The sequence below is a fragment of the Thermococcus atlanticus genome (assembly GCF_054657855.1).
Genome location: NZ_BAAHXX010000001.1, coordinates 335,324 through 355,689, shown reverse-complemented (window position 1 = coordinate 355,689; position 20,366 = coordinate 335,324). Strand labels below are relative to the sequence as shown.

Genomic DNA, 20,366 nt, shown 5'->3' with positions numbered 1-20,366 from the left:
AAGTCTTTGAGAAATATTTTAGGGTGGTGTCCATGCTCACAAAACTCATTATTGAGAACTATAAGTCGATTGAAAATGCAGCGCTGGAGTTTTCAAAAATAAACTTAATTATCGGCCCAAATGGAAGTGGAAAGAGTTCGGTGCTTGAGGCATTTGGTATGCTAACTGGAAAGTGGCATCCATTCACTAAAGAAGACTTCAACAAAGTTGTTTATATGCACGAAACAGAAAGGAAAATTCGTTTTCTTGGGTTCTTCTCGAATACCCTTTTTAGTTTAGTCGAATTCAAAGCCCCGGAATTTGTATTATCAACACAGGGCAGCATTGAGGCCCCTCGGAGAGTGCTCCATGTTCTAACAGCAGCAAGGAAACTAAATAGAACTCTTCACGATGTCCTTATCCATCCCGAGAGAGTCATTTCGTCAAATGCTCACCAGCTTTTTTACTACGCCTGCTACCGCACCGAGTTTAAGGACAACATCGAGATGATAAGAGAATTCTACTCCCGCTATGCTCTCCACAACATTAGGTGGGTTCCAACCGAAAACCAGAACGAATACGAAATCATAGCAACTACCCCTGAGGGGGTTGATATAAACCTCGCCGATGCTGGTGCTGGTTTGGCTACCATTTTCCCAATAGTCGTTGCTCTCTCATTCTATCCGGAGGGGAGTACGGTCTTCATTGAGCATCCCGAGATGCACCTCCACCCCAAGCTTCAATATGAGCTTGCCGAGTTCTTCCTGATGATCTCGGAGAAGAGAAGCTATCAGCTGATAATCGAGACTCACTCAGAGCACCTCCTCTACGGCCTGCTGAACGCAGTTTCCCAAAAACGCCTGAAGCCAGAGGAACTCACGGTATATTCCGCGAGAAAGGAAACTGGAAAGTCGGTATTCGAAAAGATGACCGTTCACGAGGACGGCAGCCTTGAAGGAAACCTCTCCGACTTCCTTGAGGCAGACATAGACGCGTTCCTTGATTGGCTTAAGGCGTGATTGAAATGGCAATTGTTATCGTTGTCGATACCAACGTGCTTAGGTATGCTCTTGAGGCCGAGAAAGAACTCAAAGATGAGGAGGAAACCCGAAGGTCATACCGGCTTCTCCTCCAACTTCTCAAAAACCCAGAGGTCACCCTTGTGGCTAACCCTGAGACTAAAAGGGAGTATTACAGACACCTCGAGACTTTAAAAACCGAGATTCGCAGACGGAGAATAGTTCCCCAATCGTTCTCACTCCTACGCCTCATGCGTCCCAAGCTTAAAACAGTAGAGCTGAAAAACTATGAGTTCTCATTTGAAGGCAAAGAGGTGGGTAGGAAAGACATACACCTTCTGAACTCTGCCAAGAGTGGAGCGTTACTGTTCGGAGAGAAGAAGGCCATGGTTCTAACTTTCGCCGAGGATGTTTATAGAGCCATCCGCGCGAAAAACGGGAAAGGAATTGTGGTGAAGATTATAAATTTAAGAAGCGAAGAAGGCATAGGAGAGTTAAAAGTACTATGGCTTTCCAGTGAACTTTGATCAGTCCTCCCACGGCTCCCTGTACTTCAGAGCCCAGCCGAACTCCTCCTTGAGGATGTCGATGGCTGCACTCGGCGGGATTATCCCGCGCTCGGTTATGATGACGTCTATGTACTCCGGCGGCGTAACGTCGAAGGCCGGGTTCCAGACTTCGATGTTCTCGGGCCAGGTCTTGAGTTCCTCCTCCGGAATGACCTCGTGCGGATCGCGCATCTCTATCTCGACCAGCTGGCCGAGCATCGTCTCGGGATGGAACTTGTAGGTCTCGGCAGCGATCATAGTCCAAATCCTGTGCTCCTTGGCGGTGAGGGCTATTAAGGCAGTCCCAATCTTGTTTATGACCGCGCCGTTGACCGTTATGCTGTCGGCACCCATGACGACCTTGTCCGTCATCTTCATGTAGTGCCTGGCCGCTGAGTCAACGACGTAGATGACAGGGATGCCGTAGCTTGCCAGCTCCTTCGCGGTGAGCTTGCCCTGCCACTTCGGCCTCGTCTCGGTGACTATGACCTTTATGTCCCTGCCCCTCTCCCATGCGGTCTTCATGACGCTTATGGCAGCTTTGCTGTGGCAGTGGGTCATTATGACGTCCCCGTCCTCTATTCTCTTAGCCCCCATCTCGCCTATCCTCTCGATGGCCTTCTCTGAGTTGTGGATGAACTCCTTGGCGGCGTTTATGACTATGAACTTCAGCTGCTCCAGATCGGCACCGCCGGCGTAAGCCACCTTCCCGCGGTGCATGACGTAGCGGAGCGCGTTCGGAAGGGAAACAGCCGTGGGCCGTGTCTCATAGAGGAGCTTTGCAGCCTGCTTCATCTCCTTCCAGAAATCATCAACGTCCTTTGCCTTGCTCTTCTCGGCCTGTATCTGGAGGGCATGTGCGGCGAAACGTGCTATCTTGCCGGCACCTCTGATTTCCATGGAGCTTATCTTCCCGGCTATCTCATGAACCTCCCTAACCACGGGCATTCACATCACCTCCCTCTCAGTAACCCGGGATTAGGGTGTTGGGGTTTATATACTTCACTGAGCGGCTTGTTATATTTATGTGCATTGATGGATTTAAAAGAACTTTGATGTTCATAAAATTACTTCCAGAAAAGTCTTTACATAGATAAATGGCATTAACGACCATTGCAGAAAGGTTTATATTTAATCGCCGCAAACTCTCTATGTATATAATTGAGGACATGAACTAAAATGTTCATTTGGAGGGGTTGGGATGGAAGAAAAACTCATGAAAAAGCTGGAAGCAGGTGCCCTTAATTTCGAGGCTTACTTTTCGGAAAAGGCTCTCGGTATGAAAGCTTCGGAAATTAGGGAGCTGTTGAAGCTCGTTGAAAGTTCTGATGTCATTTCACTTGCCGGAGGTCTGCCCGCTCCCGAAACATTCCCCGTTGAGACCATCAGGGAAATTGCAAAGGAGGTTCTTGAGAAGCATTCCGACAAAGCACTCCAGTACGGCACAACCAAGGGTTACACTCCTCTCCGCCTGGCCCTGGCAGAGTGGATGAGGAAGCGCTATGACCTTCCGCTCTCAAAGGTTGAGATAATGACCACGGCGGGCTCACAGCAGGCTCTGGATCTCATAGGGAGGGTCTTCATAAACCCCGGAGACATAGTTATCGTAGAAGCCCCAACATATCTTGCCGCTTTAAACGCGTTCAGATATTACGAGCCGGAATTCGTATCGGTTCCGCTGGATGACAACGGTATGGTAACAGACATCCTCGAAGAAACCCTGAAAAAGCTGAAAGCTGAAGGAAAGAGGGTTAAATTCGTCTACACCGTCTCCACGTTCCAGAATCCCGCCGGCGTTACAATGACGGAGGAGAGAAGGAAGAAGCTCGTTGAGCTTGCCCATGAATATGATTTCATAATAATCGAGGACAACCCGTACAGCGAGCTCCGCTATTCAGGAAAGCCCGTAAAGCCGGTCAAACACTTTGACGATGAAGGGAGGGTGCTTTACCTCGGAACGTTCTCAAAGATACTCGCTCCGGGCTTCAGAATAGGATGGATTGCAGGAGAACCCCACTTCATAAGGAAGATAGAGATTGCCAAGCAGGCCATTGATCTCTGCACGAACACCTTCAGCCAGGTAATTGCGTGGAAATATGTGGCGGACGGGCACTTGGACAGGCAGATTCCGAAGATCATTGAATTCTACAGGCCGAGAAGGAATGCAATGCTTGAGGCCCTTGAGGAGTACATGCCCGAAGGGGTGAAATGGACAAAGCCCGAAGGTGGAATGTTCGTCTGGGCCACCCTGCCGGAGGGAATCGACACCAAGGCAATCTTCGAACGGGCGGTGGCAAAGGGAGTCGCATACGTTCCCGGTGAGGCCTTCTTCGCACACCGCGACGTCAAGAACACAATGCGCCTGAACTTCACGTATGTGCCTGAAGAGAAGATCAGGGAGGGTATCAAGAGGCTCGCAGAGGTTATAGAGGAGGAGATTAAAGCCTTAAAAGGCTGAATCCTCTTTTCGTTTTTCTTTCCGGTCTTTGCCGGATGCCTGGTTCAAGGGACTATGTACTGCGGACTTATGCTGCTGGGATAAGCTCAATACTGCTTCTAAGGCAGAAACTTTTACAACCGCCGGGCACCTAAGAGTACGGCAGACCGCCAAAATGATTTTATATTTCAACGCTCATCCCCCACAGGGGTGGTTTTTGTGAAGCCGCTGATAGGCATAATTGCACCGGTAGATTGGAGCAGGGACAGGCTGATTCTGGACAGGGTGTATGTGAAGAGAGTCAAGCATGCCGGGGGCATTCCGGTTGTTTTTGATTATGAGGAGGAGTTACTTGAGGATGTTCTGGATACCGCGGACGGCATTCTCCTCACAGGCGGCCCGGATATACACCCGAGATTTTATGGGGATGACCCATCAAACTATCTGAGGGATGCCGACATAAGGAGGGATTTCTTTGAGATAACGCTGACGAGGGCGGCTGTGGAGAGGGGAATCCCGGTGCTTGGAACAGGCCGGGGGGCGCAGGTAATAAACGTCGCCTTTGGAGGCACCCTCTATCAGGATGTGGCCGCTGAGATCCCGAGGGCTGTAAAGCACGACTGGGATATGTCACGGGTTCATCCCTCCCAGAAGGTTCATGATGTTCGGCTGAAGGTTGATTCAAAGCTCTACAGGATTCTCAGGGAGGAACTCGACATAACAGGAACGACCGAGGTATTCTTAGGGGTCAACAGCTTCCATCATCAGGCCATAAAGAGAATCGGGGAGGGGCTCAGACCCGTCGCCCACACCATTGATGGAATAGTGGAGGCTATAGAGGGTGAGGAGGGGTTCATCATAGGCGTTCAGTGGCGGCCGGAGTATCTCGATGAGATGCAGCCTCTGTTCAATGCCCTCGTCAGAGCTGCGGATAATTACAGAAAAGCGAAGAGGGAGCTGGAGATCAGGGAGCTGCGGGCGGCTACGGAGGAACAAGGTGAGAACCATCACACGTCGGATGAGAGTGGTAGCCCTCCCGGCACGAGCCAAACGTGATTCCCATTTCCTCAACCCTCTCCCTCGCTTCCCTGAGAATCCCAAGTCTGAAATCCCTGGGGAGGTAGTAATAACCCCCTATTCTCTCCCCTTTCTCATAGAGGGGCCCGAGCTTCTCCATCAGTCCGGGAAATTTTGCCCTCATCCTCCTCCATGAGTCCGGTCTGAGCTTCAGGGTCGAGACGGTGATGTGCCTCACAAAGCTCAACGCGTGGAGAGTCTCATCGAAGTCCTCCCACGTGTAAAAGGGGATTATGGGGTCTATGCGGGCATAGACCGGAATTCCTGATTTTCCGGCTTTTTTGAGGGCTTTAATTCTGGCGGCCGGTTCGGGAGCATTCGGTTCAAGCAGGGAAGCCTTCTCTTCGTCCACAGTTGTGACTGTTACTCCAACCGCACATTTAAGCTCCCTCAAAATGTCCAGATCGCGGGAGAATATGTCTGATTTTGTGAGTATCATGCATCTCACACCGTATTTTTTAAAAAGCTGGAGCACCCTCCTCGTTATCCCCAGCTCCCGCTCAACCGTCGGATAGGGGTCTGAGGAGTATGAGAGCGACACTATGAATCTTTTATCGAGCTTTCTCAGCTCTTTCTCAAGTCTGGGGAGAAGATTTTCCTTTATGCGGACTTTGAACGCCCGGGGAATGTAGCTCGTTATATAGCAGTATACGCATCCATGGTCGCAGCCTGTGTAGACGTTCAGGGTGTATTTAAACGGACATGTGCAGAGCCGGGATTTCCATGGGTCAAACGGCCGGATATACATAACTGAAGGTTGCAGAAAGACATTTAAAATTCTTTTCCAAATCTCGACGGTGATGCCATGGCGGATCCTGTAACAGGGAAGGTCGAATGGGTGAGGGATTATCAGTTCATCGGAAGAATAAGCGATGACAAGTGCTCCGTAATTCTCGGAGAAGGCGGGATAAGCCCCATGAAGCTTCTCCTTCTGAGCGTCGCCGGATGCACAGCCTACGACATTGTCATGATACTGAAAAAGATGAGGGAGCCCATAGAGGGTCTTGAGGTCGAGATAAGCGGCGAGAGAAGGGACGAGCATCCGAGAATTTACCGCAGGGTGCACCTCCACTATAAAATAAAGGGCAGCGTCGACCCGAAAAAAGCCGAGAGAGCCATCGAGCTCAGCCAGGATAGGTACTGCTCAGCATCAGCCCACATAAAGCTGAGCGGCGCCGAGGTAACATACACATACGAGATCATCAGGCCCGAGCTCTGAGAGAAAGGTTAATATGTGCCCCCGAGAAGAAACGTCCGGTGATACCATGAGAGGTGACCTCATACGGATCCTCAGCACCGTTGAGGAGAAGGCGAATGAGCTAAAAATGGAGGGATTTGAAGCCGACCTCGTTCTCTTCGGGAAGGAGGCCTACGAGTTCCTGAAAGCACAGGTGAATGAGGAGTTCGGAGGAAACGAGGGGGTTGCGGAGATTTCGGGCTTCAGAATCAGGGTCGTTGACGAGCTGGGAAAAGATGCGGTTGTTGTTGACTCAAAGAGCCTCGGCCTCGGCATGGGCGGTGCAAAGAGGTTCAGGGTCGTGGAGTGATCCTCAGCCTGTATCCATCAAGTATGAGGAGGCTCAGAGATATCGCCATTATGTCTGCTATGCTTCCCGGATTTCTGAGGTCTCCCTTTTCCCGCAGGAACGCATCGAATTCCTCAAGGCTCATCCCGCCCTTTAAGACGGCTTCGGCGTTTTTCCGCACGAGCTCCGCTTCGTCAGCCCCCACCTTTCTGACTATGAGGGTGTCGGGAATCTCGCTCAGTAACTCAATGAAGACATAGCAAACGCCCTCTTCGAGGCCCCTATCCTGCAGAACCTCCTTAAGCCTGATGAATGTTTTATAGCTCAGCTCATACCCGTTGAGCCACTCGCAGAATATAAGCTCCCTCCCACAGCTCATCTCAGCGAGCTTCTTCAGGTTTATCCTGTCCCTGAAAAGCTCCTCAAAAACGTTTTCAGAATAGACGTCATATCTGACGCCGCTTTTAACCCCCTTGGGGTTTGCGGTTCTTATAGCCCCGTAGAACTCCATCGTGTCCCTTACGGTGGATTCATCTATGAGCCTCCCGACGATTTCTCTCGCCTCGTATATATGCTTCGACATTGAAAGGGCCATGACGAGCGGGATTTCAAGGGTTATAACACCGAAGTTCGGATTGGAGTCCTGATAGGCTTTTGAGTTCTGAACCGCCCTCTTTATAAGCTCCCCAATGCCCGCCTCGCTGAGCCGGTATGTTCCGTTTTTTATCAGCCTCCCGATCTTGGTGGTCTCATGGAGGATGTCAATGAAGGCAGTGTTGCCAAAGAGAAAGTGGTAAAATGTCAGGTCATCGAAGTCCTTAAAGCGGCTCACATTCCCGGGCTTCGGTATTGCCGCTTCAAGCAGGGGGCCAAGGGTGAAGGCTTTAATGATTCTCCATCTCTCCATTTACACCACCAGGTAGAGGAGCAGGTAGATCATGTAGAGCACCAGCACTGCCTTTCTAACTGCATTTTTCGCCATCAGGTAGAGTCCGAAGGCTATAAGCGTGACTCCCCAGAAGGCGTCCTTTATATACGGCGCGTACTGCCTGAGCCAGCCGAGAAATGACGGTTGAAACTCCCTCAGGAGTAAAAGGAGGCCGAGGAAAACGAAGAGCCAGCCGAGGGTTTTCATCTCACTCACCCCCCAAGAGGAGGATTATTCCAACTACTAGGAACGCAACCGCGAGAAGCGTCCTGAAGTCCAAAGCAGGCAGTAAGAACGGTATGAACGACCTGGCCAGCAGTATAGCTCCAAGGCCTATCAGTATCAGGGCAATAGCCTTGGAGTTCTCGTTGCCCGAGAAGACCTCCCCCAGCCTTTCTCCGGTCTCGTTGACGAGTTCATCGACCCTCTCCGACAGGGGCTTCTCCTCTTCCTCCCCTTCCTCAGGAATCACCAGGGCCGCTATGAAGTAGAGGAGAGTCATGGCGACGGGGTTGAATACCAGGAGAACCGCGAATATGAGCCTTACAAGGGTGGGGTCAACGTTGAGGTGCTCGGCTATTCCACCGAGGACACCGAGGAGGATTCGGTCTTTCTTTGACCTCATCAGCTTCTTTGTCATTATAATCACCAGACAAGAAAAAGGAAGCGGACTTAAAAATCATTGCCCTATGGACACATCACCAACAACGTCGGAAATCCTGATAGTGATCGGTCTTCCCCCGCCGGAGTAGGCCTTCTCGACCTTTCCAAGGACGTCGTGGAGGGAAAGGCTGACGGTATAGTCAGGGGGCACGTGTATTCTAACGTCGCCCACGACGTCGTTTATGGTAACGTCTCCCCCGGCATGAATCACAACGTCGCCGACCACGTCATCAATCCGGTATTTCGCCGGGGCGGCCCCCTTAAGGTTCCCGACGGTGTTTTCTATCAGAACCTTCGTGGCATTTGCCCCTATAAAAACGTCCCCAACTGTGTTCTGAACCCAGACGTCGGCCAATTCCTTCCCCACCTCTATGACGACCTTCCCGTTCCGATATTCAGAGCAGAGGTTGTGAGTACTAATCCCAAACCCGCTTCTCTTCTCTTCAGCGGGACAGTAAACCGTCAGAACGCCGTTTTCAAGGCTGACGTTTACCGGGAGGTTGCTCTTAACGACAATTCCCTCAACTTCCGACGAAACCAGCTCAACGCTTCCTATTACGTTTCTAACCACTATGGAGTCGGCGTGGAAGCGACCGATTTCCTTAACCGGGCCGGCGTCCTCCCTGAATGGCCCCCATTCGATGTGAACGTAACCGTGAAATGCCAGAGCCACCGCGACTATGCCAATGATAAGAAGGACCAGAAAGATACCAGCCAAGATTCCCAAGAGGCCAGCCCTTCTCCTCATGAATATCACCGATGAAAATTTCATCATACACCGTATAAAGGTTACGCTCAGTGGAGGTTAAAAAAGAAAGGTGGCCAGATGGGAAGGCACGTAGAAGAGGAAATCATTTCAGGAGCTTCACAAACTCCCTCATCCATGCATACAGGTCGCCCGGATGCCTTGAGCTAACCCAGTTTCCATCGACCACAACTTCCGCATCCACATACTCGGCTCCCGCGTTGACCACGTCGTCCTTAATCGTGATGACGCTCGTGCCCCTCCTTCCCTTCAGCACGCCTGCTGAGATCAGTATCTGCGGGCCGTGGCATATGCTCGCAACGGGCTTTCCATCCAGAAACATTTTTCTGGCTATGTTGAGTGCATTCCCATTCAGCCTGACCCTCTCGGGAGCCTTCCCTCCCGGCAGGACAAGGGCATCGAACTCCTCCGGGTCGACCTCATCGAAGCTCAGGTCGACCTTAACCGTGTAGCCGTGCTTGCCCTGTATCCTACCCCTCTCAAAGCTGGCAACGTAGACCTCATGGCCTTCCTCCTTCAGCCTGTGGAGAGGATATATAAGCTCCAGATCCTCAAAGTCGTCCGCACTCAAGAACAGCACCTTCATGCAATCACCTCCATATCAACATGAAATTAGAGAAGGATGTTTATAAGCATTTTTGGACAAAAATGGAGAGTTAAAGTGGGAGCTCTGTTGTTTCTTTATGAACTTTTAGAACCACCATGGTATGGGTTGCAACAACACCCTCAATCTCGCCTATGGTATCGAGAAATTCATTGAGCTCCTCGCTATTTCTTGTTCTTATCTTAACGAGCATGTCATAATCTCCAGTGGTTTCGTATATCTCCACAATCTGGGGGTACTTCCTCAGCTCAGAGGCCACATGGGAGTATTTCCCCGCTTTCGATTTTATCAGGATAAATGCGAGAAGCGTGAAGCCGAGCGCATCTGGATCAAGGATAACGGTGAACTTCCTGATTATTCCATGCTCCTTGAGCTTTTTTATCCTCTCATAGACGGTTGATTCTGCAAGGCCAACTTCCTTTGATATTTCCCTGAGCGGAGTCCTGCTGTTCTTCTGAAGGATTGTGAGTATTTTCCTGTCAATATCATCCAAATTTGCCCGCATGATGCTCACCCATAAAAAATTTTCGAAATAGTATATAAATTTGCCGATAGGAGTTAGCATGTTATCAGGAACTGGTAGCTTATCCTCCTTTGCGGTATATAAAAATTCACCCCAACGGCATTGCCCCTTCGCGTTTTTGGCCCGGGGAATTTTCACTGCCCTTTCAACGCAATATCAAGCTAACAGCATAACCTCTTAAACCATACTTTTATAAAACCCCCATCATTCTTTATTTCAGGGTTCTCGGGAGGGGTTTCAATGCCGACCAACGTTACTGCGGAGTACCTCGCGGCAGAAGAGGAGTACAGAAATGCCAGAACCATTCCTGAAAAGATAAGGGCACTCGAAAAGATGTATGCCACAGTTCCGAAGCACAAAGGGACAGAAAAGCTGAGGCTCCAGATAAAGAGAAAGCTCTCGGAGCTCAGGAAGGAGCTTGAAAAGCAGCAGGCCCAGAAAAAAGGAGGAGGCTACTCGTTCAGCGTGAGGAAGGAAGGGGCCGCGCAGATTGTCTTAGTGGGGTTTCCAAATGTCGGCAAATCCTCCCTCCTGACAAAGCTAACCAATGCCGATGTGGATATAGCAAACTACCCATTCACAACTGTTGAGCCGATTCCGGGAATGATGCACCATAAAGACGTCCAGATCCAGCTTGTGGAGGTTCCGGGCCTTGTTGAGGGCGCTGCTTTGGGAAAGGGGATGGGAACACAGCTTCTGAGCGTTATACGAAATGCCGATGCAATAGCCATAGTCGTTGACCTCTCGGAGAATCCCCTCAGACAGATGGAAATTCTGCTCAAGGAGTTCGAGAGGGCAGGGATAAAGGTCAACAAGAGAAAGCCGAAGATAGAGATAAAGAGGATGCCCTCAGGAGGAATCATAATCAACGGCCAGGAGAACATAAAAGGCGAGCTGAGCGAGATTATGAGAATGCTAAGGGAGGAGAGAATACACTCGGCGGAGATAACGGTTAAAGAGCCGGTAACGCTTGAGGACTTTTCGGATGTCCTTGACGAGAGCCTCGTCTGGAAAAGGGCCATAATCATCGCCAACAAGGGCGACGCTCCGGGAAGCAGGGAGAATTACGAGAGGCTGGTTAAAGCCTATGGGGAGAAGTTCAGGATAATCCCTGTTTCAGTCAAAATCGGGGCAAACCTTGAGAGGGTAAAAGAGGCGCTCTATGAGCTGGCGGGGATAATAAGGGTTTTCACCAAGAGCCCCGGAGAGGAGCCGGCATATCCACCCATTCCAATGAAAGAGGGTTCAACTGTGCTGGATGTCGCGAAAAAAGTGCATAAAGAGTTTGCAAAGAATTTCAGGTATGCAAGGGTCTGGGGGAGGAGTGTAAAGTTCCCGGGCCAGCGCGTTGGGGCTGACCACGTTCTGGAGGATGGAGATATAGTTGAGATACACGCGAGGTGAGGGTTTCTTTTCTCCCCAGTTCCCAGAGAAAAGCCTACAAATAACGCTAAGAGTACCAACAAAAAAGCCCAAAGGAGAAGACCGAACAACAGGGCCCCCATGTAACACAGGGGGTCCGAACAGGGTTGTTCACCGATAGTCCTTGCCTCAAATAAAGCCCAAATTCTGAAAGTGAACATTTCCGGGGAGGCAACATGCCCAGAATCCGGGACAACAGGAAAGCGAAACCCCTAAATATCTCGCCGCTAACATAACTCAGGTGAGGTTATGGAGAGCGTAACACCGGAGGCGTTCCGTGACTTCCTCGGCCCGAAGCCGGAGAGGGAACTGGTTCTCCTCGCCGCCATAGAACTCTACCGAGAGGGCAAGCTGAGCCTCGGAAAGGCCGCCGAGTTCGCCGGCCTTAGCGTGAGGGAATTCCTCTATGAGCTGAGGAAACGGGACGTCCCGATAAACTACACTCGGGAAGAGGCTGAGGAAGACATCAGAACCGTTGAGGGTCTGGGATGATTGTGGTCTCAAACACGAGCCCTCTTATAGGATTATCGAACATTGGGAAGCTCGAAATCCTCCGCGAACTTTTTGGAGAGGTCTTCGTGCCACCCGCAGTTGTCAGAGAGTTCAGAGAAAACCTTCCGACGTGGATTGTGGTTAAGCGTCCCGGAGACAAGCCCCTTGTTACCGCCCTCTCAAAACTCCTCGGGGATGGTGAGTCCGAGGCGATGGCACTTGCCCTTGAACTCGGCGCTGATTTTCTGATACTCGACGACCTGAAGGCCAGGAAGATTGCGAAGGAGCTTGGCATTAAAGTGATTGGAACCGCAGGCCTTCTGCTTCTCGCAAAGAAAAGGGGCGTTGTTGAGGAAGTAAAACCGCTCCTCCGTGAACTTGTGGAGAAGGGCTTCAGGATAGCGGATAGCGTTATCGAGGTCATACTCAGGGCGGCTGGTGAGGACTAAGCCTCAAGCGAAACTCATAAATACTCCCACGCCGTACTAAACCGGGTGGTGTCCGTTGCAGGCCAACGTCAATCTCGACGCTCTTCTTGAGAAGATGAAGGCGGAGTTAGAGCGGGTAAAGAACCCCGTAAACGCGGAGAAAATTCTGAAGTGCGCGGAAGCCATTAAACCGCTGATTGAGGAGAGAGAGACTGTTTGAATATTATTTGGAAATATTGGAAAGAACGTAAAGCATGCAACAAAGGCTTTTTTGCCATTTTAAAAATGGGTATCGACGAGAAAGGTGGTGGATTGATAGATTTCATAGCATTTTTGGTGATTATGGGAAGTATTTTTGGAATGGGATTTTTATTATTACTGGAAACAGGGATTTTAGGGTATATCATCGGATTTGTATCGTGGGTTTTAGGATTTACTTTTCTTATGTATTTGATAGGAAATGAAAAATGCAAGAGTTACAAGAAGTATGGAGAAAAATACGTGCTAAGATACCTAGAATTAAGCAACAGTCAAAATTTCAGTAAAGTTATCGGGGAAGAACCTAAGAAATATCAACTGACTTTTGAAGAATGTGTTTCATTAATGAAATCTCTAGAAGCCTCAGATGGAAGCTTAACTCTCTTTCTCTTAAAGAGTGAGCTGGACAACTACATTACAAAAATCGCACAAGGGGATTTCTCTGAAGCAAGCGAACATATGAAAAAAGCCAATGACATCTTCAAAACGGTTAAAGTCCTCCGTCCAGAGCATTTTGGCCTTCCATATTCTCAAAAATTTGGAGAATTTGAGAGCGACTATATCCCAAAAGTTCTCAATTTCTCAGCAAAAGCCTGCGACGCCCTCTACCTCGGCGACGTGGAGAAGATGCGCGAGCTTTTGAACGAAGCCCGAGAAATGCTCGATGAGCGCGACAAATTTGTCATCGGCGATGTAAAGTTCTTCAAGTATCTCTTCGAGTTCCACTACTTCCTGTTAAAGACCGTCGTTGAAACCTACGAGGCTGAAGTTGGGGCAGTGGCAAAGCTCGCGGAGAAGCAGGCGAAACGGTTCGCAGAGACCAAACCCGTTGAGGTCCCAGCTCACGTTGAGAAAATCGCTGTCTCAACCGAGGAACCCGAGAAGGAACTTTACAGGGGAGAAGTCCGCTTCAAGATGGGCGCGATGAGTCAGGAGAGAGTGGGAACGTTAGTTATAACCAACAAGCACCTTAAACTCACCGGAAAGTACAGGCTGAGGGGTCACGTTGCCACTGTTGCGGTCAAGGCTGCCTTGAGGGCCGCTGGGGTTGGCGAGGTTTACGAGGAGTTCCCGCTGGGTGAAATAAGATTCCTTGAGCTGAAGAAGGCATTGCTCGGCGCCTACTACCTTGAGTTCAGAGCCGGAGACAAGAAGTTCACCCTCTACACTGATGCTGCCCAGCACATATACAACCTGCTCAGGCAGTACACGAACGCTTAGTCGGCCTTCAGGACGTTAACGATGGAGATACCTTCAAAATCCCTGTCTAGGGTTGCTATGTTCTCTATTCCATTTTCTATCATCGCTCCGAGGATTTTGGCATCGTGCATCAGAAGACCGTACTTTTCGGCCACGCTGAGAGAAACGAATATGTTCGGATCATCGATCACCTCAATTTCGTGTTTGCCAATGAAAGTTAAAACTGTCTCAATAGATGTCTTGAGGAGGTCTTTCCCTTCCGGAGTTTTCAGGAACTTCCTGAGCTCATAGAGGTTCGTGATGCCCCTACCCAGCCCTCTTGCGGAGAACTACATAGACACACTCGTCTATCACAGTCTCAGAGATTACAGGGTTAGCTGTCTTTGAAAACAGTTTACTGGCTTTCTCACTCATATTCGTCTCGAAAATCAGGTTTACCAAGACACTACTGTCTAAGAAGGTCGCGGTACTCTTCAAGGTACTCACGAAGCTCCCTCCAAGAAGCCTTTTCTTTCTTCGCTTTGTGGCCCCTGCGGGTGAGCATCTTTAACACCTGAGCCCTCGCGAATATCTCCGCTATCTCACCCATAGTAGCTTCATCCACTCCCTCTGGAACCCTAACCCTAACAACAACATCCATTCGTTATTCCTCAAAAGTAGTAGATGCCAAACATTGATAACGGTTTCGCTTACCTGCACCACAATCCCCGGCACTTCCTTCCGTCTTTGCCGGCAAGCTCTCCGAGCCCGAATTTTTCTCCCGTCAGACTGTCCATCACGTATTTCTCGCCCTCCTCCTCAAATATCCAGAAGACCTTGTAGGCTTGGGCGTCACGAACTACCTCTATCCTTGGAAGCCACCATGAAACAACCCTCGAATTCCCCCATATTATTGCACTTTCAAAGGCTTTCCTCCTGGCCTCCTCATAATCAGCGAGGGGCTTCATAACCTGCCTCTCATCGACGTCCCACTCATAGAGGTCTATAAACCCGTCACCCCTCTCCGCTCCGAGGCGATACAGATCAACGTAAGCGAAGTAGTCAAAAACCCTGTCGCTCCTTCCGAGGCGCCTGTAGAACAGCTTAAGATGGAATATGTGATAGGGATACAGAACGAACTTCCCGGGCACATCTGGTTTGAATATTGTCCTCATGACCTTAATCCTCACCGTTTTATTCACCTTATTCCACGTTGACTGCAGGAAATTATAAGGATTATGCATGAATTTTTATTCAGATTAGTGGGACATTTTGGTTCAGAAATGATATGTTTTCGCCAATAACTTTATATTGGTAAAGTAACATAATGTAAATTGCTGTACTCCAGTCTGCTTAAGTGTATGGAGGTGCAATGAAATGGGCCTTAGTGGTGCAGCTTGGGCAACCCTGCTTGTTCCAACATTTTTGGGGATACTGACAATGTTTCTCTATGGGTTCTGGGACAGAATAACGGGCAAGGAGTATTACGTCGATGACGAGATTTTAGCCTACGATGAAGACCTTATTGAAGCACTGAAGAAGGAGGGTAAGGTATGAACCCCGGGATACTCTTCGGATTTCTGGTCTACCTCGCCCTTCTGGCATACATCGGCTGGTGGGCCAACAGATACACCAAAACCGAAGACCAGTATTTCGTCGGAGGCAGGAGGGTTCACGTTTTGGCGGCAACCCTGAGTGACAAGGCCAGCGACTTCTCCGGCTGGCTCATGCTGGGCTACCCCGGCAGTGCTTTCAAAGCCGGGCTTGGAGCCTTCTGGGCCGCAATCGGCTGTCTCTTCGGAACCCTGGCGGATTATGTCCTCATAGGGCCGAGGCTCAGAATCTACGCGGGTAAGTTCAGGGCAATAACCGTTCCCGACTACCTCGAAGCAAGGCTCAAGGACGACACCAAGCTGATAAGAATTCTGAGCGCACTGATTATAATAATCTTCATGACCGCCTATGTTGCTGCCCAGTTCACAGCCGGAGGAAAGACCTTTGCAGAGGGCTTTGGAATCAGCGACAACGCTGGCATAATCCTGACCGTCATAATACTGACGGCCTATGTTATCACCGGTGGCTTCTTTGCCGTCGTCTGGACGGATGTCGTTCAGGCGGGTTTCATGCTCCTTACCCTCCTCATAGTTCCGTTCCTTGCCCTCTCAAGGATTGGCGGCCTTGAAAGAGCAACCCAGATCATAGGAAGTGCCGACCCTGCCAAACTGCATCCATTCGGCGGTGCAACAGGTCTGGCGGCGATAGTCTTCGCCATAGGCTACGCCTCATGGATCGTCGGCTACCTCGGCCAGCCCCACATAGTCACCCGTTACATGAGCGTTGAAGACCCGAGAAAGCTCAGGAGGCCGGGTATCTTCATCAGCGGCACATGGACTATACTCGTCCTCTGGGGAGCGTTCTTTGCGGGATTCCTCGGATTCGCAATGTATCACGCCGGAATACTCAAGGTCAGCGACCCGGAGAAGGTCATTCCTGCCATGGCCGTTGAGCTGATGCCCGGCTGGCTTGCGGGCTTCGTTATAGCGGGCATAATCTCTGCCGTCATGAGTACGGCGGATTCACAGCTGCTCGTTGCTTCATCGGCAATAGCCAGGGACTTCTACCATAAGGTTCTCGGCAAGGAGCTGGGCAAGAAGCAGATGGTGAACATCTCCAGAATAGTTGTTGCAGGTGTGGCTTTGGTCGGCCTCTGGTTTGCCATAAGCGGCCCGAAGGTCATCTACCAGATGGTCGCAACGGCCTGGGGAGGTTTAGCCGTTGGCTTCGGCCCGATACTCACGCTAAGCCTCTGGTGGAAGAAGGTCACGAAGGAGGGCGGAATAATCGGAATGGCCTACGGTCTCGTTTCGGAGGTTATCCTTGAGGCCAAGATCTACGGGTGGGCGTTCAACCCGAAGGCCCCGGGAATCTTCGGAACAATAGGCGGATGGTTCAACGGCGTCCCGGTGTTCTTCATAAACTTCTTTGTGACGCTGGTCGTCATAATAATCGTTAGTCTGCTGACCAAGCCCCCGGAGGAGGTTGTGAAGCTCCACGAGGAGATATTCAAAAAGGTTCCCCTGGGAGAAGGGGGGAGCAGGAGCCTCACGGAGACCAGGGCCAAGAGCCAGGTTGAGAACGTCGCCGACTTTGTAATCTCGGCAGGTCTGGCATGAGGCTTTTCTTTATTTTTTACCCCAGTTCCCGCCATGTCCTTAATTGTGCATTTTTAGGGAGCCCGCAGGCATATTTACCCGTTATTTTCGTCCCTCTGCACATTGAAAATTTCAACGCCAGACAGGTTCAGATTTTTGCTGATATCAGCCACCACGGTGTATCAAACTAAACGTTTGAAACCTGATTTGTTCAACCTAATGTTTATAAATCTCAAGCTCCAGTAATCTCCGTAAAATCTCCGGGGTGGTATAATGAGGCCGCTCGATCTCACAGAAAAGGATCCTTCTAAGAAGGTAACGATTTATTTTGAGGGCAAACCCTACGAGGCTTACGAGGGGGAGAAGATACCTGTGGCCCTCCTTGCCAATGGCATCTACTGGCTGACAACCAGCACGGAGGGGAGGAAGAGAGGCGCTTTCTACTTCGGCCCGCTCCCCATGGTCATAAACGGTGTTAAGAATATGGATGGGAGAAAAACCCCTGTCAGAGCTGGTATGAGAATTGAGAGGCAGAACTACGGTGAATTTCAGGAGGATGTCGTGGTGGACGGGGAAAAGCCCGTTCTGAGATATGTTGTTGATGTCGCAATCATAGGCGCCGGCCCTGCAGGAATGGGGGCAGCCCTTGAAGTGCAGGAGCACCTGACGGTCGCCCTCATTGAGGAGAGGGGCTGGCTGGGTGGAGACCTGTGGCTTAAAGGGGTCGAGCAGGAGGGATTTGAGGGGAATCCCCGGGAGGTCATCAGGTCATTGAGGGAGGGGTTCAATCAGAATGTGCGGGTTTTTCTGAAGACAGTCGCCCTCGGGGTTTTTGATGAAGGGGAGTACTTTCTGATTCCGGCCGTGAAGGGGAGCCAGCTGGTGGAGATTCTTGCCAAGCGCGTGGTTCTGGCAACAGGAGCCGTTGATAACATCCTTCTGTTTGAGAATAACGACATGCCGGGAGTATTCAGGAGATCATTTGCCCTTGAGGTCATGAACATCTGGGGTGTTGCCCCCGGCAGGAAGGTGGCTGTTGTGGGCAGCAAACCTGAGGAGATAACGGCAGAGCTGGAGCGCTGGGGCATAGATTACATCTCAGTCCCGAATCCGAAGCGGGTTGAGGGAAAGGAAGGCGTTGAGAGGCTTGTGGATATGAACGGCAACACCTACGAGGTCGATGCCGTGATAGTTGCTGATGGAAGGAGGCCGGATATAAACCCCATAACACAGGCGGGAGGAAAGCTGCGCTTCAGAAGGGGCTACTACATGCCGGTTCTCGATGCAGAGCACAGGATACGTGATGGAGTCTATGCCGCGGGAAGTGCAGTCAGCATAAAACCCCACTATGCCAATTATCTCGAAGGGAGGCTCGTTGGAGCACACATCCTGAAGGAGTTCGGTCTTGAGGCGGAGCCGTGCATATACAGGGAGAGGCTTGAGGAGTATGAACCCGAAGCGATGCCCCTCCACAGAATTGAATACGGCTCGATGAACCTTGAGGATGTGCAGATATGCGGCTGTGATGTTTCGCTGAAGAAGGTGCATGATGTTGTCGAGAGCGGTATAAGGGACCTCCAGATAATCAAACGCCTGACCCACCTCGCGATGGGCTTCTGCCAGGGGAGATTCTGCCTCTTCAACGGGGCCCTGCTGGTTTCACAGAAAACGGGGATTGACATGGCCAGAATAGATTTGCCGGTCGCACGGCCGCCTCTGAAAAACGTGCGCATGAAGGCGGTTGCAGGGAGGGATTGAGATGGCAGGGAGAAGTGAAGTCCTCATCATCGGCGGGGGGATAATCGGGGTCACCCTCGCCCACGAGCTGGCCAGAAGGGGTGAGGAGGTAACCCTTCTGGAAAAGCGCTTCATAGGCTCGGGGTCAACGTTCCGGTGCGGGACTGGAATACGACAGCAGTTCAACGATGAAGCCAATGTGCAGCTCATGAAGCGCTCTGTGGAGCTCTGGAAAAAGTACTCGGAAGAATACGGCTTCTCATTTCAGCAGACGGGCTATCTCTTCCTGCTCTATGATGACGATGAGGTGGAGGAGTTTAAGAAAAACATTGCAATCCAGAACAGATTCGGGGTTCCGACGAGGCTCATAACACCGGAGGAGGCCAGGGAGATAGTGCCCCTTCTGGACATAAGTGAGGTGGTCGCGGCATCATGGAACCCTACCGACGGCAAGGCCGATCCCTTCCATTCAACAGCAGCTTTTGCGGCCCATGCGAGGGAGATGGGGGCAGAGCTCTACGAGCGCACCGAGGTCAAGGACATCATCGTTGAAAACGGGGAGATTAAGGGGGTAAAAACCGGCAGAGGGATTTTTAAAGCTGGAATAGTTGTAAATGCGACAAACGCATGGGCAAAGCTCATAAACGCAATGGCAGGAGTTCCGGTCAGGATACCGATAGAGCCCTACAAGCATCAGGCCGTGATAACCCAGCCGATAAAACCCGGTTCAGTAAACCCGATGGTGATTTCCTTCAAATACGGCCATGCATACCTGACCCAGACCGCGCATGGAGGAATTGTGGGAGGCGTGGGATACGAGGAGGGCCCCACCTATGACCTCAGCCCGAGCTATGCTTTCATGAAGGAGGTGAGCTATTACTTCACGAAGATTATCCCCGCCCTCAGGGAGCTTCTGATACTGAGGACATGGGCGGGCTACTATGCAAAAACACCTGACAGCAATGCCGCAATAGGCCGCATAGAGGAGCTTGATGAGTTCTACATTGCGGCGGGCTTCAGCGGGCATGGATTCATGATGGCACCGGCGGTTGCCGAGATGGTGGCTGATCTTATCACCAGGGGAAAAACCAAACTGCCCGCCTGGTGGTTCGACCCATACCGCTTCGAGCGTGGGGAGCTGAGAACGACAGCAATTCAGATGGGGTGATGTTCTCACCCTCGGGTCAGGCTTAGATTTTTAAACCTCTCTCTCCCACTATATTCTGAGGGCCCGTGGCTTAGTCAGGATAGAGCGTCGCCCTCCGGAGGCGAAGGTCGCGGGTTCGAATCCCGCCGGGCCCGCCACAACGAAAGACAAGGGGGCTCCGCCCCCTTATCTCTCTGTACTCTCAAACCCCCGAAGTGGGGGCTACGCCCCACAACCCCGTTCTTCTTAAACCTTCGGGGGGCTAACGCCCCCACACCCCCAGAGTTCTTACCTGCGCGAAGTTTGATCAAGGTTGGTAGCTCCTTCTTGAAGCGCAAGGTCTTGAGAGGGTTCCTACATTAAAAACGTTTTAAGTGAGAGAACCTCTTTAAGAGATATTTTAAGGTGGTTTAACTCGAAAAAGACACCCGCCAAATACCGAAATAAGTCTGCAATCCGCATATGCAGGACTCCTTCCGCC

General features: G+C 50.9%; 27 protein-coding genes and 1 tRNA gene. 16 read left to right on the top strand and 12 right to left on the bottom strand.

All coding sequences use genetic code 11. The annotated features are described in order from the left end of the window. Positions 1–32 precede the first annotated feature (32 nt). Together ACYQ27_RS01915 and ACYQ27_RS01910 are read left to right on the top strand one after the other, a co-directional pair. Positions 33–998: an AAA family ATPase gene (locus tag ACYQ27_RS01915; RefSeq protein WP_460041761.1), complete on the top strand. Its 966-nt coding sequence runs from the start codon at positions 33–35 to the stop codon at positions 996–998. Positions 999–1,003: 5 nt separating this feature from the next. Beyond that, the gene (locus ACYQ27_RS01910; RefSeq protein ID WP_456452870.1) at positions 1,004–1,525 is read left to right on the top strand and encodes a hypothetical protein; all 522 of its coding nucleotides are present in this window, start codon (positions 1,004–1,006) and stop codon (positions 1,523–1,525) included. On the opposite strand, the gene ACYQ27_RS01905 is transcribed toward ACYQ27_RS01910, so the two are convergent. Beyond that, entirely contained in the window at positions 1,526–2,494 is a 969-nt protein-coding gene (locus tag ACYQ27_RS01905) for a ribose 1,5-bisphosphate isomerase (RefSeq protein ID WP_460040906.1), read from the bottom strand. 253 nt (positions 2,495–2,747) lie between these two features. Here ACYQ27_RS01905 and ACYQ27_RS01900 point away from each other — a divergent pair, with 253 nt between their 5' ends. After that, on the top strand, positions 2,748–4,004 hold the full coding sequence (locus tag ACYQ27_RS01900) for an aminotransferase-like domain-containing protein (protein WP_456394800.1): 1,257 nt from the start codon (positions 2,748–2,750) through the stop codon (positions 4,002–4,004). A 198-nt stretch (positions 4,005–4,202) separates the two neighbouring features. Next, positions 4,203–5,039, top strand: coding sequence for a gamma-glutamyl-gamma-aminobutyrate hydrolase family protein (locus tag ACYQ27_RS01895; RefSeq protein ID WP_456452866.1), 837 nt, complete (start codon positions 4,203–4,205; stop codon positions 5,037–5,039). On the opposite strand, the gene ACYQ27_RS01890 is transcribed toward ACYQ27_RS01895, so the two are convergent. Continuing rightward, complete coding sequence (locus tag ACYQ27_RS01890) at positions 4,966–5,808, bottom strand: SPL family radical SAM protein (protein WP_456452864.1); 843 nt, start codon at positions 5,806–5,808, stop codon at positions 4,966–4,968. The genes ACYQ27_RS01895 and ACYQ27_RS01890 overlap by 74 nt on opposite strands. A gap of 57 nt (positions 5,809–5,865) precedes the next feature. Here ACYQ27_RS01890 and ACYQ27_RS01885 point away from each other — a divergent pair, with 57 nt between their 5' ends. Next, a complete protein-coding gene (locus ACYQ27_RS01885) occupies positions 5,866–6,279 on the top strand; it encodes an OsmC family protein (protein ID WP_456452862.1) in 414 nt (137 codons plus the stop codon). 46 nt (positions 6,280–6,325) lie between these two features. Continuing rightward, positions 6,326–6,607 carry a family 4A encapsulin nanocompartment shell protein gene (locus tag ACYQ27_RS01880; RefSeq protein WP_456396103.1) on the top strand — a complete coding sequence of 94 codons (282 nt, stop codon included), beginning with the start codon at positions 6,326–6,328 and terminating at the stop codon, positions 6,605–6,607. On the opposite strand, the gene ACYQ27_RS01875 is transcribed toward ACYQ27_RS01880, so the two are convergent. The 6 genes from ACYQ27_RS01875 to ACYQ27_RS01850 all read right to left on the bottom strand — a co-directional run bounded on the left by ACYQ27_RS01875 (position 6,591) and on the right by ACYQ27_RS01850 (position 10,052). Further along, positions 6,591–7,493 carry a triphosphoribosyl-dephospho-CoA synthase gene (locus tag ACYQ27_RS01875; protein WP_460040905.1) on the bottom strand — a complete coding sequence of 301 codons (903 nt, stop codon included), beginning with the start codon at positions 7,491–7,493 and terminating at the stop codon, positions 6,591–6,593. The genes ACYQ27_RS01880 and ACYQ27_RS01875 overlap by 17 nt on opposite strands. After that, positions 7,494–7,721 carry a hypothetical protein gene (locus ACYQ27_RS01870; protein ID WP_460040904.1) on the bottom strand — a complete coding sequence of 76 codons (228 nt, stop codon included), beginning with the start codon at positions 7,719–7,721 and terminating at the stop codon, positions 7,494–7,496. It lies immediately after the preceding gene. Between the two features lies 1 nt (position 7,722). Next, positions 7,723–8,154, bottom strand: a complete 432-nt coding sequence (locus ACYQ27_RS01865) for a PspC domain-containing protein (protein WP_460041760.1) — start codon at positions 8,152–8,154, stop codon at positions 7,723–7,725. Positions 8,155–8,193: 39 nt separating this feature from the next. Continuing rightward, a complete protein-coding gene (locus tag ACYQ27_RS01860; protein WP_460040903.1) occupies positions 8,194–8,934 on the bottom strand; it encodes a hypothetical protein in 741 nt (246 codons plus the stop codon). Between the two features lie 94 nt (positions 8,935–9,028). Beyond that, positions 9,029–9,529, bottom strand: coding sequence for a deglycase PfpI (pfpI, locus tag ACYQ27_RS01855; protein WP_456454009.1), 501 nt, complete (start codon positions 9,527–9,529; stop codon positions 9,029–9,031). Between the two features lie 70 nt (positions 9,530–9,599). Continuing rightward, a complete protein-coding gene (locus ACYQ27_RS01850) occupies positions 9,600–10,052 on the bottom strand; it encodes an Lrp/AsnC family transcriptional regulator (protein WP_456396117.1) in 453 nt (150 codons plus the stop codon). Positions 10,053–10,310: 258 nt separating this feature from the next. On the opposite strand from ACYQ27_RS01850, the gene ACYQ27_RS01845 reads away from it, so the two are divergent. From ACYQ27_RS01845 to ACYQ27_RS01825, 5 genes are all read left to right on the top strand, one after another. Further along, positions 10,311–11,474: an OBG GTPase family GTP-binding protein gene (locus ACYQ27_RS01845; RefSeq protein WP_456454010.1), complete on the top strand. Its 1,164-nt coding sequence runs from the start codon at positions 10,311–10,313 to the stop codon at positions 11,472–11,474. Positions 11,475–11,741: 267 nt separating this feature from the next. Then, positions 11,742–11,984, top strand: a complete 243-nt coding sequence (locus ACYQ27_RS01840) for a UPF0175 family protein (RefSeq protein ID WP_456454011.1) — start codon at positions 11,742–11,744, stop codon at positions 11,982–11,984. After that, positions 11,981–12,433 (top strand): PIN domain-containing protein, encoded by a 453-nt coding sequence (locus tag ACYQ27_RS01835; protein ID WP_460040902.1) that lies wholly within the window; start codon positions 11,981–11,983, stop codon positions 12,431–12,433. Before ACYQ27_RS01840 ends, ACYQ27_RS01835 begins: the two co-directional genes overlap by 4 nt. 55 nt (positions 12,434–12,488) lie before the next feature. Further along, complete coding sequence (locus ACYQ27_RS01830; RefSeq protein WP_460040901.1) at positions 12,489–12,632, top strand: hypothetical protein; 144 nt, start codon at positions 12,489–12,491, stop codon at positions 12,630–12,632. A gap of 65 nt (positions 12,633–12,697) precedes the next feature. Next, positions 12,698–13,891, top strand: a complete 1,194-nt coding sequence (locus tag ACYQ27_RS01825; protein ID WP_460040900.1) for a hypothetical protein — start codon at positions 12,698–12,700, stop codon at positions 13,889–13,891. On the opposite strand, the gene ACYQ27_RS01820 is transcribed toward ACYQ27_RS01825, so the two are convergent. The 4 genes from ACYQ27_RS01820 to ACYQ27_RS01805 are packed head-to-tail and all read right to left on the bottom strand — an operon-like array spanning position 13,888 to position 15,024. After that, entirely contained in the window at positions 13,888–14,172 is a 285-nt protein-coding gene (locus ACYQ27_RS01820) for a type II toxin-antitoxin system VapC family toxin (RefSeq protein ID WP_456452700.1), read from the bottom strand. The two genes, ACYQ27_RS01825 and ACYQ27_RS01820, sit on opposite strands and share 4 nt — an antisense overlap. A 4-nt stretch (positions 14,173–14,176) precedes the next feature. Beyond that, a complete protein-coding gene (locus ACYQ27_RS01815) occupies positions 14,177–14,284 on the bottom strand; it encodes a hypothetical protein (protein ID WP_456452692.1) in 108 nt (35 codons plus the stop codon). 31 nt (positions 14,285–14,315) lie between these two features. Continuing rightward, positions 14,316–14,510 (bottom strand): hypothetical protein, encoded by a 195-nt coding sequence (locus ACYQ27_RS01810; protein ID WP_456452690.1) that lies wholly within the window; start codon positions 14,508–14,510, stop codon positions 14,316–14,318. A gap of 49 nt (positions 14,511–14,559) precedes the next feature. Next, positions 14,560–15,024 carry a hypothetical protein gene (locus tag ACYQ27_RS01805; protein ID WP_456452698.1) on the bottom strand — a complete coding sequence of 155 codons (465 nt, stop codon included), beginning with the start codon at positions 15,022–15,024 and terminating at the stop codon, positions 14,560–14,562. A gap of 202 nt (positions 15,025–15,226) precedes the next feature. Between ACYQ27_RS01805 and ACYQ27_RS01800 the strand changes: the two genes are divergently transcribed. The 5 genes from ACYQ27_RS01800 (at position 15,227) to ACYQ27_RS01780 (ending at position 20,043) form a co-directional block, all read left to right on the top strand. Beyond that, positions 15,227–15,406 carry a hypothetical protein gene (locus ACYQ27_RS01800; RefSeq protein WP_456396239.1) on the top strand — a complete coding sequence of 60 codons (180 nt, stop codon included), beginning with the start codon at positions 15,227–15,229 and terminating at the stop codon, positions 15,404–15,406. Then, a complete protein-coding gene (locus tag ACYQ27_RS01795; RefSeq protein WP_456396238.1) occupies positions 15,403–17,022 on the top strand; it encodes a sodium/proline symporter in 1,620 nt (539 codons plus the stop codon). The genes ACYQ27_RS01800 and ACYQ27_RS01795 overlap by 4 nt, the downstream gene beginning before the upstream one ends. 252 nt (positions 17,023–17,274) lie before the next feature. Further along, a complete protein-coding gene (locus tag ACYQ27_RS01790) occupies positions 17,275–18,759 on the top strand; it encodes an FAD-dependent oxidoreductase (RefSeq protein WP_460040899.1) in 1,485 nt (494 codons plus the stop codon). 1 nt (position 18,760) lies between these two features. Further along, entirely contained in the window at positions 18,761–19,906 is a 1,146-nt protein-coding gene (locus ACYQ27_RS01785; protein WP_456452684.1) for an NAD(P)/FAD-dependent oxidoreductase, read from the top strand. Between the two features lie 59 nt (positions 19,907–19,965). Beyond that, a tRNA-Arg gene (locus ACYQ27_RS01780) sits at positions 19,966–20,043 on the top strand. The last annotated feature ends 323 nt before the right edge of the window (positions 20,044–20,366 follow it).

Coding starts and splice junctions, on each gene's coding strand:
- ACYQ27_RS01810 (WP_456452690.1), bottom strand. CDS start 14,510: ATGGATGTTGTTGTTAGGGTTAGGGTTCCAGAGGGAGTGGATGAAGCT.
- ACYQ27_RS01840 (WP_456454011.1), top strand. CDS start 11,742: ATGGAGAGCGTAACACCGGAGGCGTTCCGTGACTTCCTCGGCCCGAAG.
- ACYQ27_RS01835 (WP_460040902.1), top strand. CDS start 11,981: ATGATTGTGGTCTCAAACACGAGCCCTCTTATAGGATTATCGAACATT.
- ACYQ27_RS01875 (WP_460040905.1), bottom strand. CDS start 7,493: ATGGAGAGATGGAGAATCATTAAAGCCTTCACCCTTGGCCCCCTGCTT.
- ACYQ27_RS01865 (WP_460041760.1), bottom strand. CDS start 8,154: ATGACAAAGAAGCTGATGAGGTCAAAGAAAGACCGAATCCTCCTCGGT.
- ACYQ27_RS01845 (WP_456454010.1), top strand. CDS start 10,311: ATGCCGACCAACGTTACTGCGGAGTACCTCGCGGCAGAAGAGGAGTAC.
- ACYQ27_RS01815 (WP_456452692.1), bottom strand. CDS start 14,284: ATGAGTGAGAAAGCCAGTAAACTGTTTTCAAAGACAGCTAACCCTGTA.
- ACYQ27_RS01910 (WP_456452870.1), top strand. CDS start 1,004: ATGGCAATTGTTATCGTTGTCGATACCAACGTGCTTAGGTATGCTCTT.
- ACYQ27_RS01870 (WP_460040904.1), bottom strand. CDS start 7,721: ATGAAAACCCTCGGCTGGCTCTTCGTTTTCCTCGGCCTCCTTTTACTC.
- ACYQ27_RS01885 (WP_456452862.1), top strand. CDS start 5,866: ATGGCGGATCCTGTAACAGGGAAGGTCGAATGGGTGAGGGATTATCAG.
- ACYQ27_RS01880 (WP_456396103.1), top strand. CDS start 6,326: ATGAGAGGTGACCTCATACGGATCCTCAGCACCGTTGAGGAGAAGGCG.
- ACYQ27_RS01915 (WP_460041761.1), top strand. CDS start 33: ATGCTCACAAAACTCATTATTGAGAACTATAAGTCGATTGAAAATGCA.
- ACYQ27_RS01790 (WP_460040899.1), top strand. CDS start 17,275: ATGAGGCCGCTCGATCTCACAGAAAAGGATCCTTCTAAGAAGGTAACG.
- pfpI (WP_456454009.1), bottom strand. CDS start 9,529: ATGAAGGTGCTGTTCTTGAGTGCGGACGACTTTGAGGATCTGGAGCTT.
- ACYQ27_RS01825 (WP_460040900.1), top strand. CDS start 12,698: ATGGGTATCGACGAGAAAGGTGGTGGATTGATAGATTTCATAGCATTT.
- ACYQ27_RS01795 (WP_456396238.1), top strand. CDS start 15,403: ATGAACCCCGGGATACTCTTCGGATTTCTGGTCTACCTCGCCCTTCTG.
- ACYQ27_RS01805 (WP_456452698.1), bottom strand. CDS start 15,024: ATGAGGACAATATTCAAACCAGATGTGCCCGGGAAGTTCGTTCTGTAT.
- ACYQ27_RS01850 (WP_456396117.1), bottom strand. CDS start 10,052: ATGCGGGCAAATTTGGATGATATTGACAGGAAAATACTCACAATCCTT.
- ACYQ27_RS01900 (WP_456394800.1), top strand. CDS start 2,748: ATGGAAGAAAAACTCATGAAAAAGCTGGAAGCAGGTGCCCTTAATTTC.
- ACYQ27_RS01785 (WP_456452684.1), top strand. CDS start 18,761: ATGGCAGGGAGAAGTGAAGTCCTCATCATCGGCGGGGGGATAATCGGG.
- ACYQ27_RS01800 (WP_456396239.1), top strand. CDS start 15,227: ATGGGCCTTAGTGGTGCAGCTTGGGCAACCCTGCTTGTTCCAACATTT.
- ACYQ27_RS01905 (WP_460040906.1), bottom strand. CDS start 2,494: ATGCCCGTGGTTAGGGAGGTTCATGAGATAGCCGGGAAGATAAGCTCC.
- ACYQ27_RS01890 (WP_456452864.1), bottom strand. CDS start 5,808: ATGTATATCCGGCCGTTTGACCCATGGAAATCCCGGCTCTGCACATGT.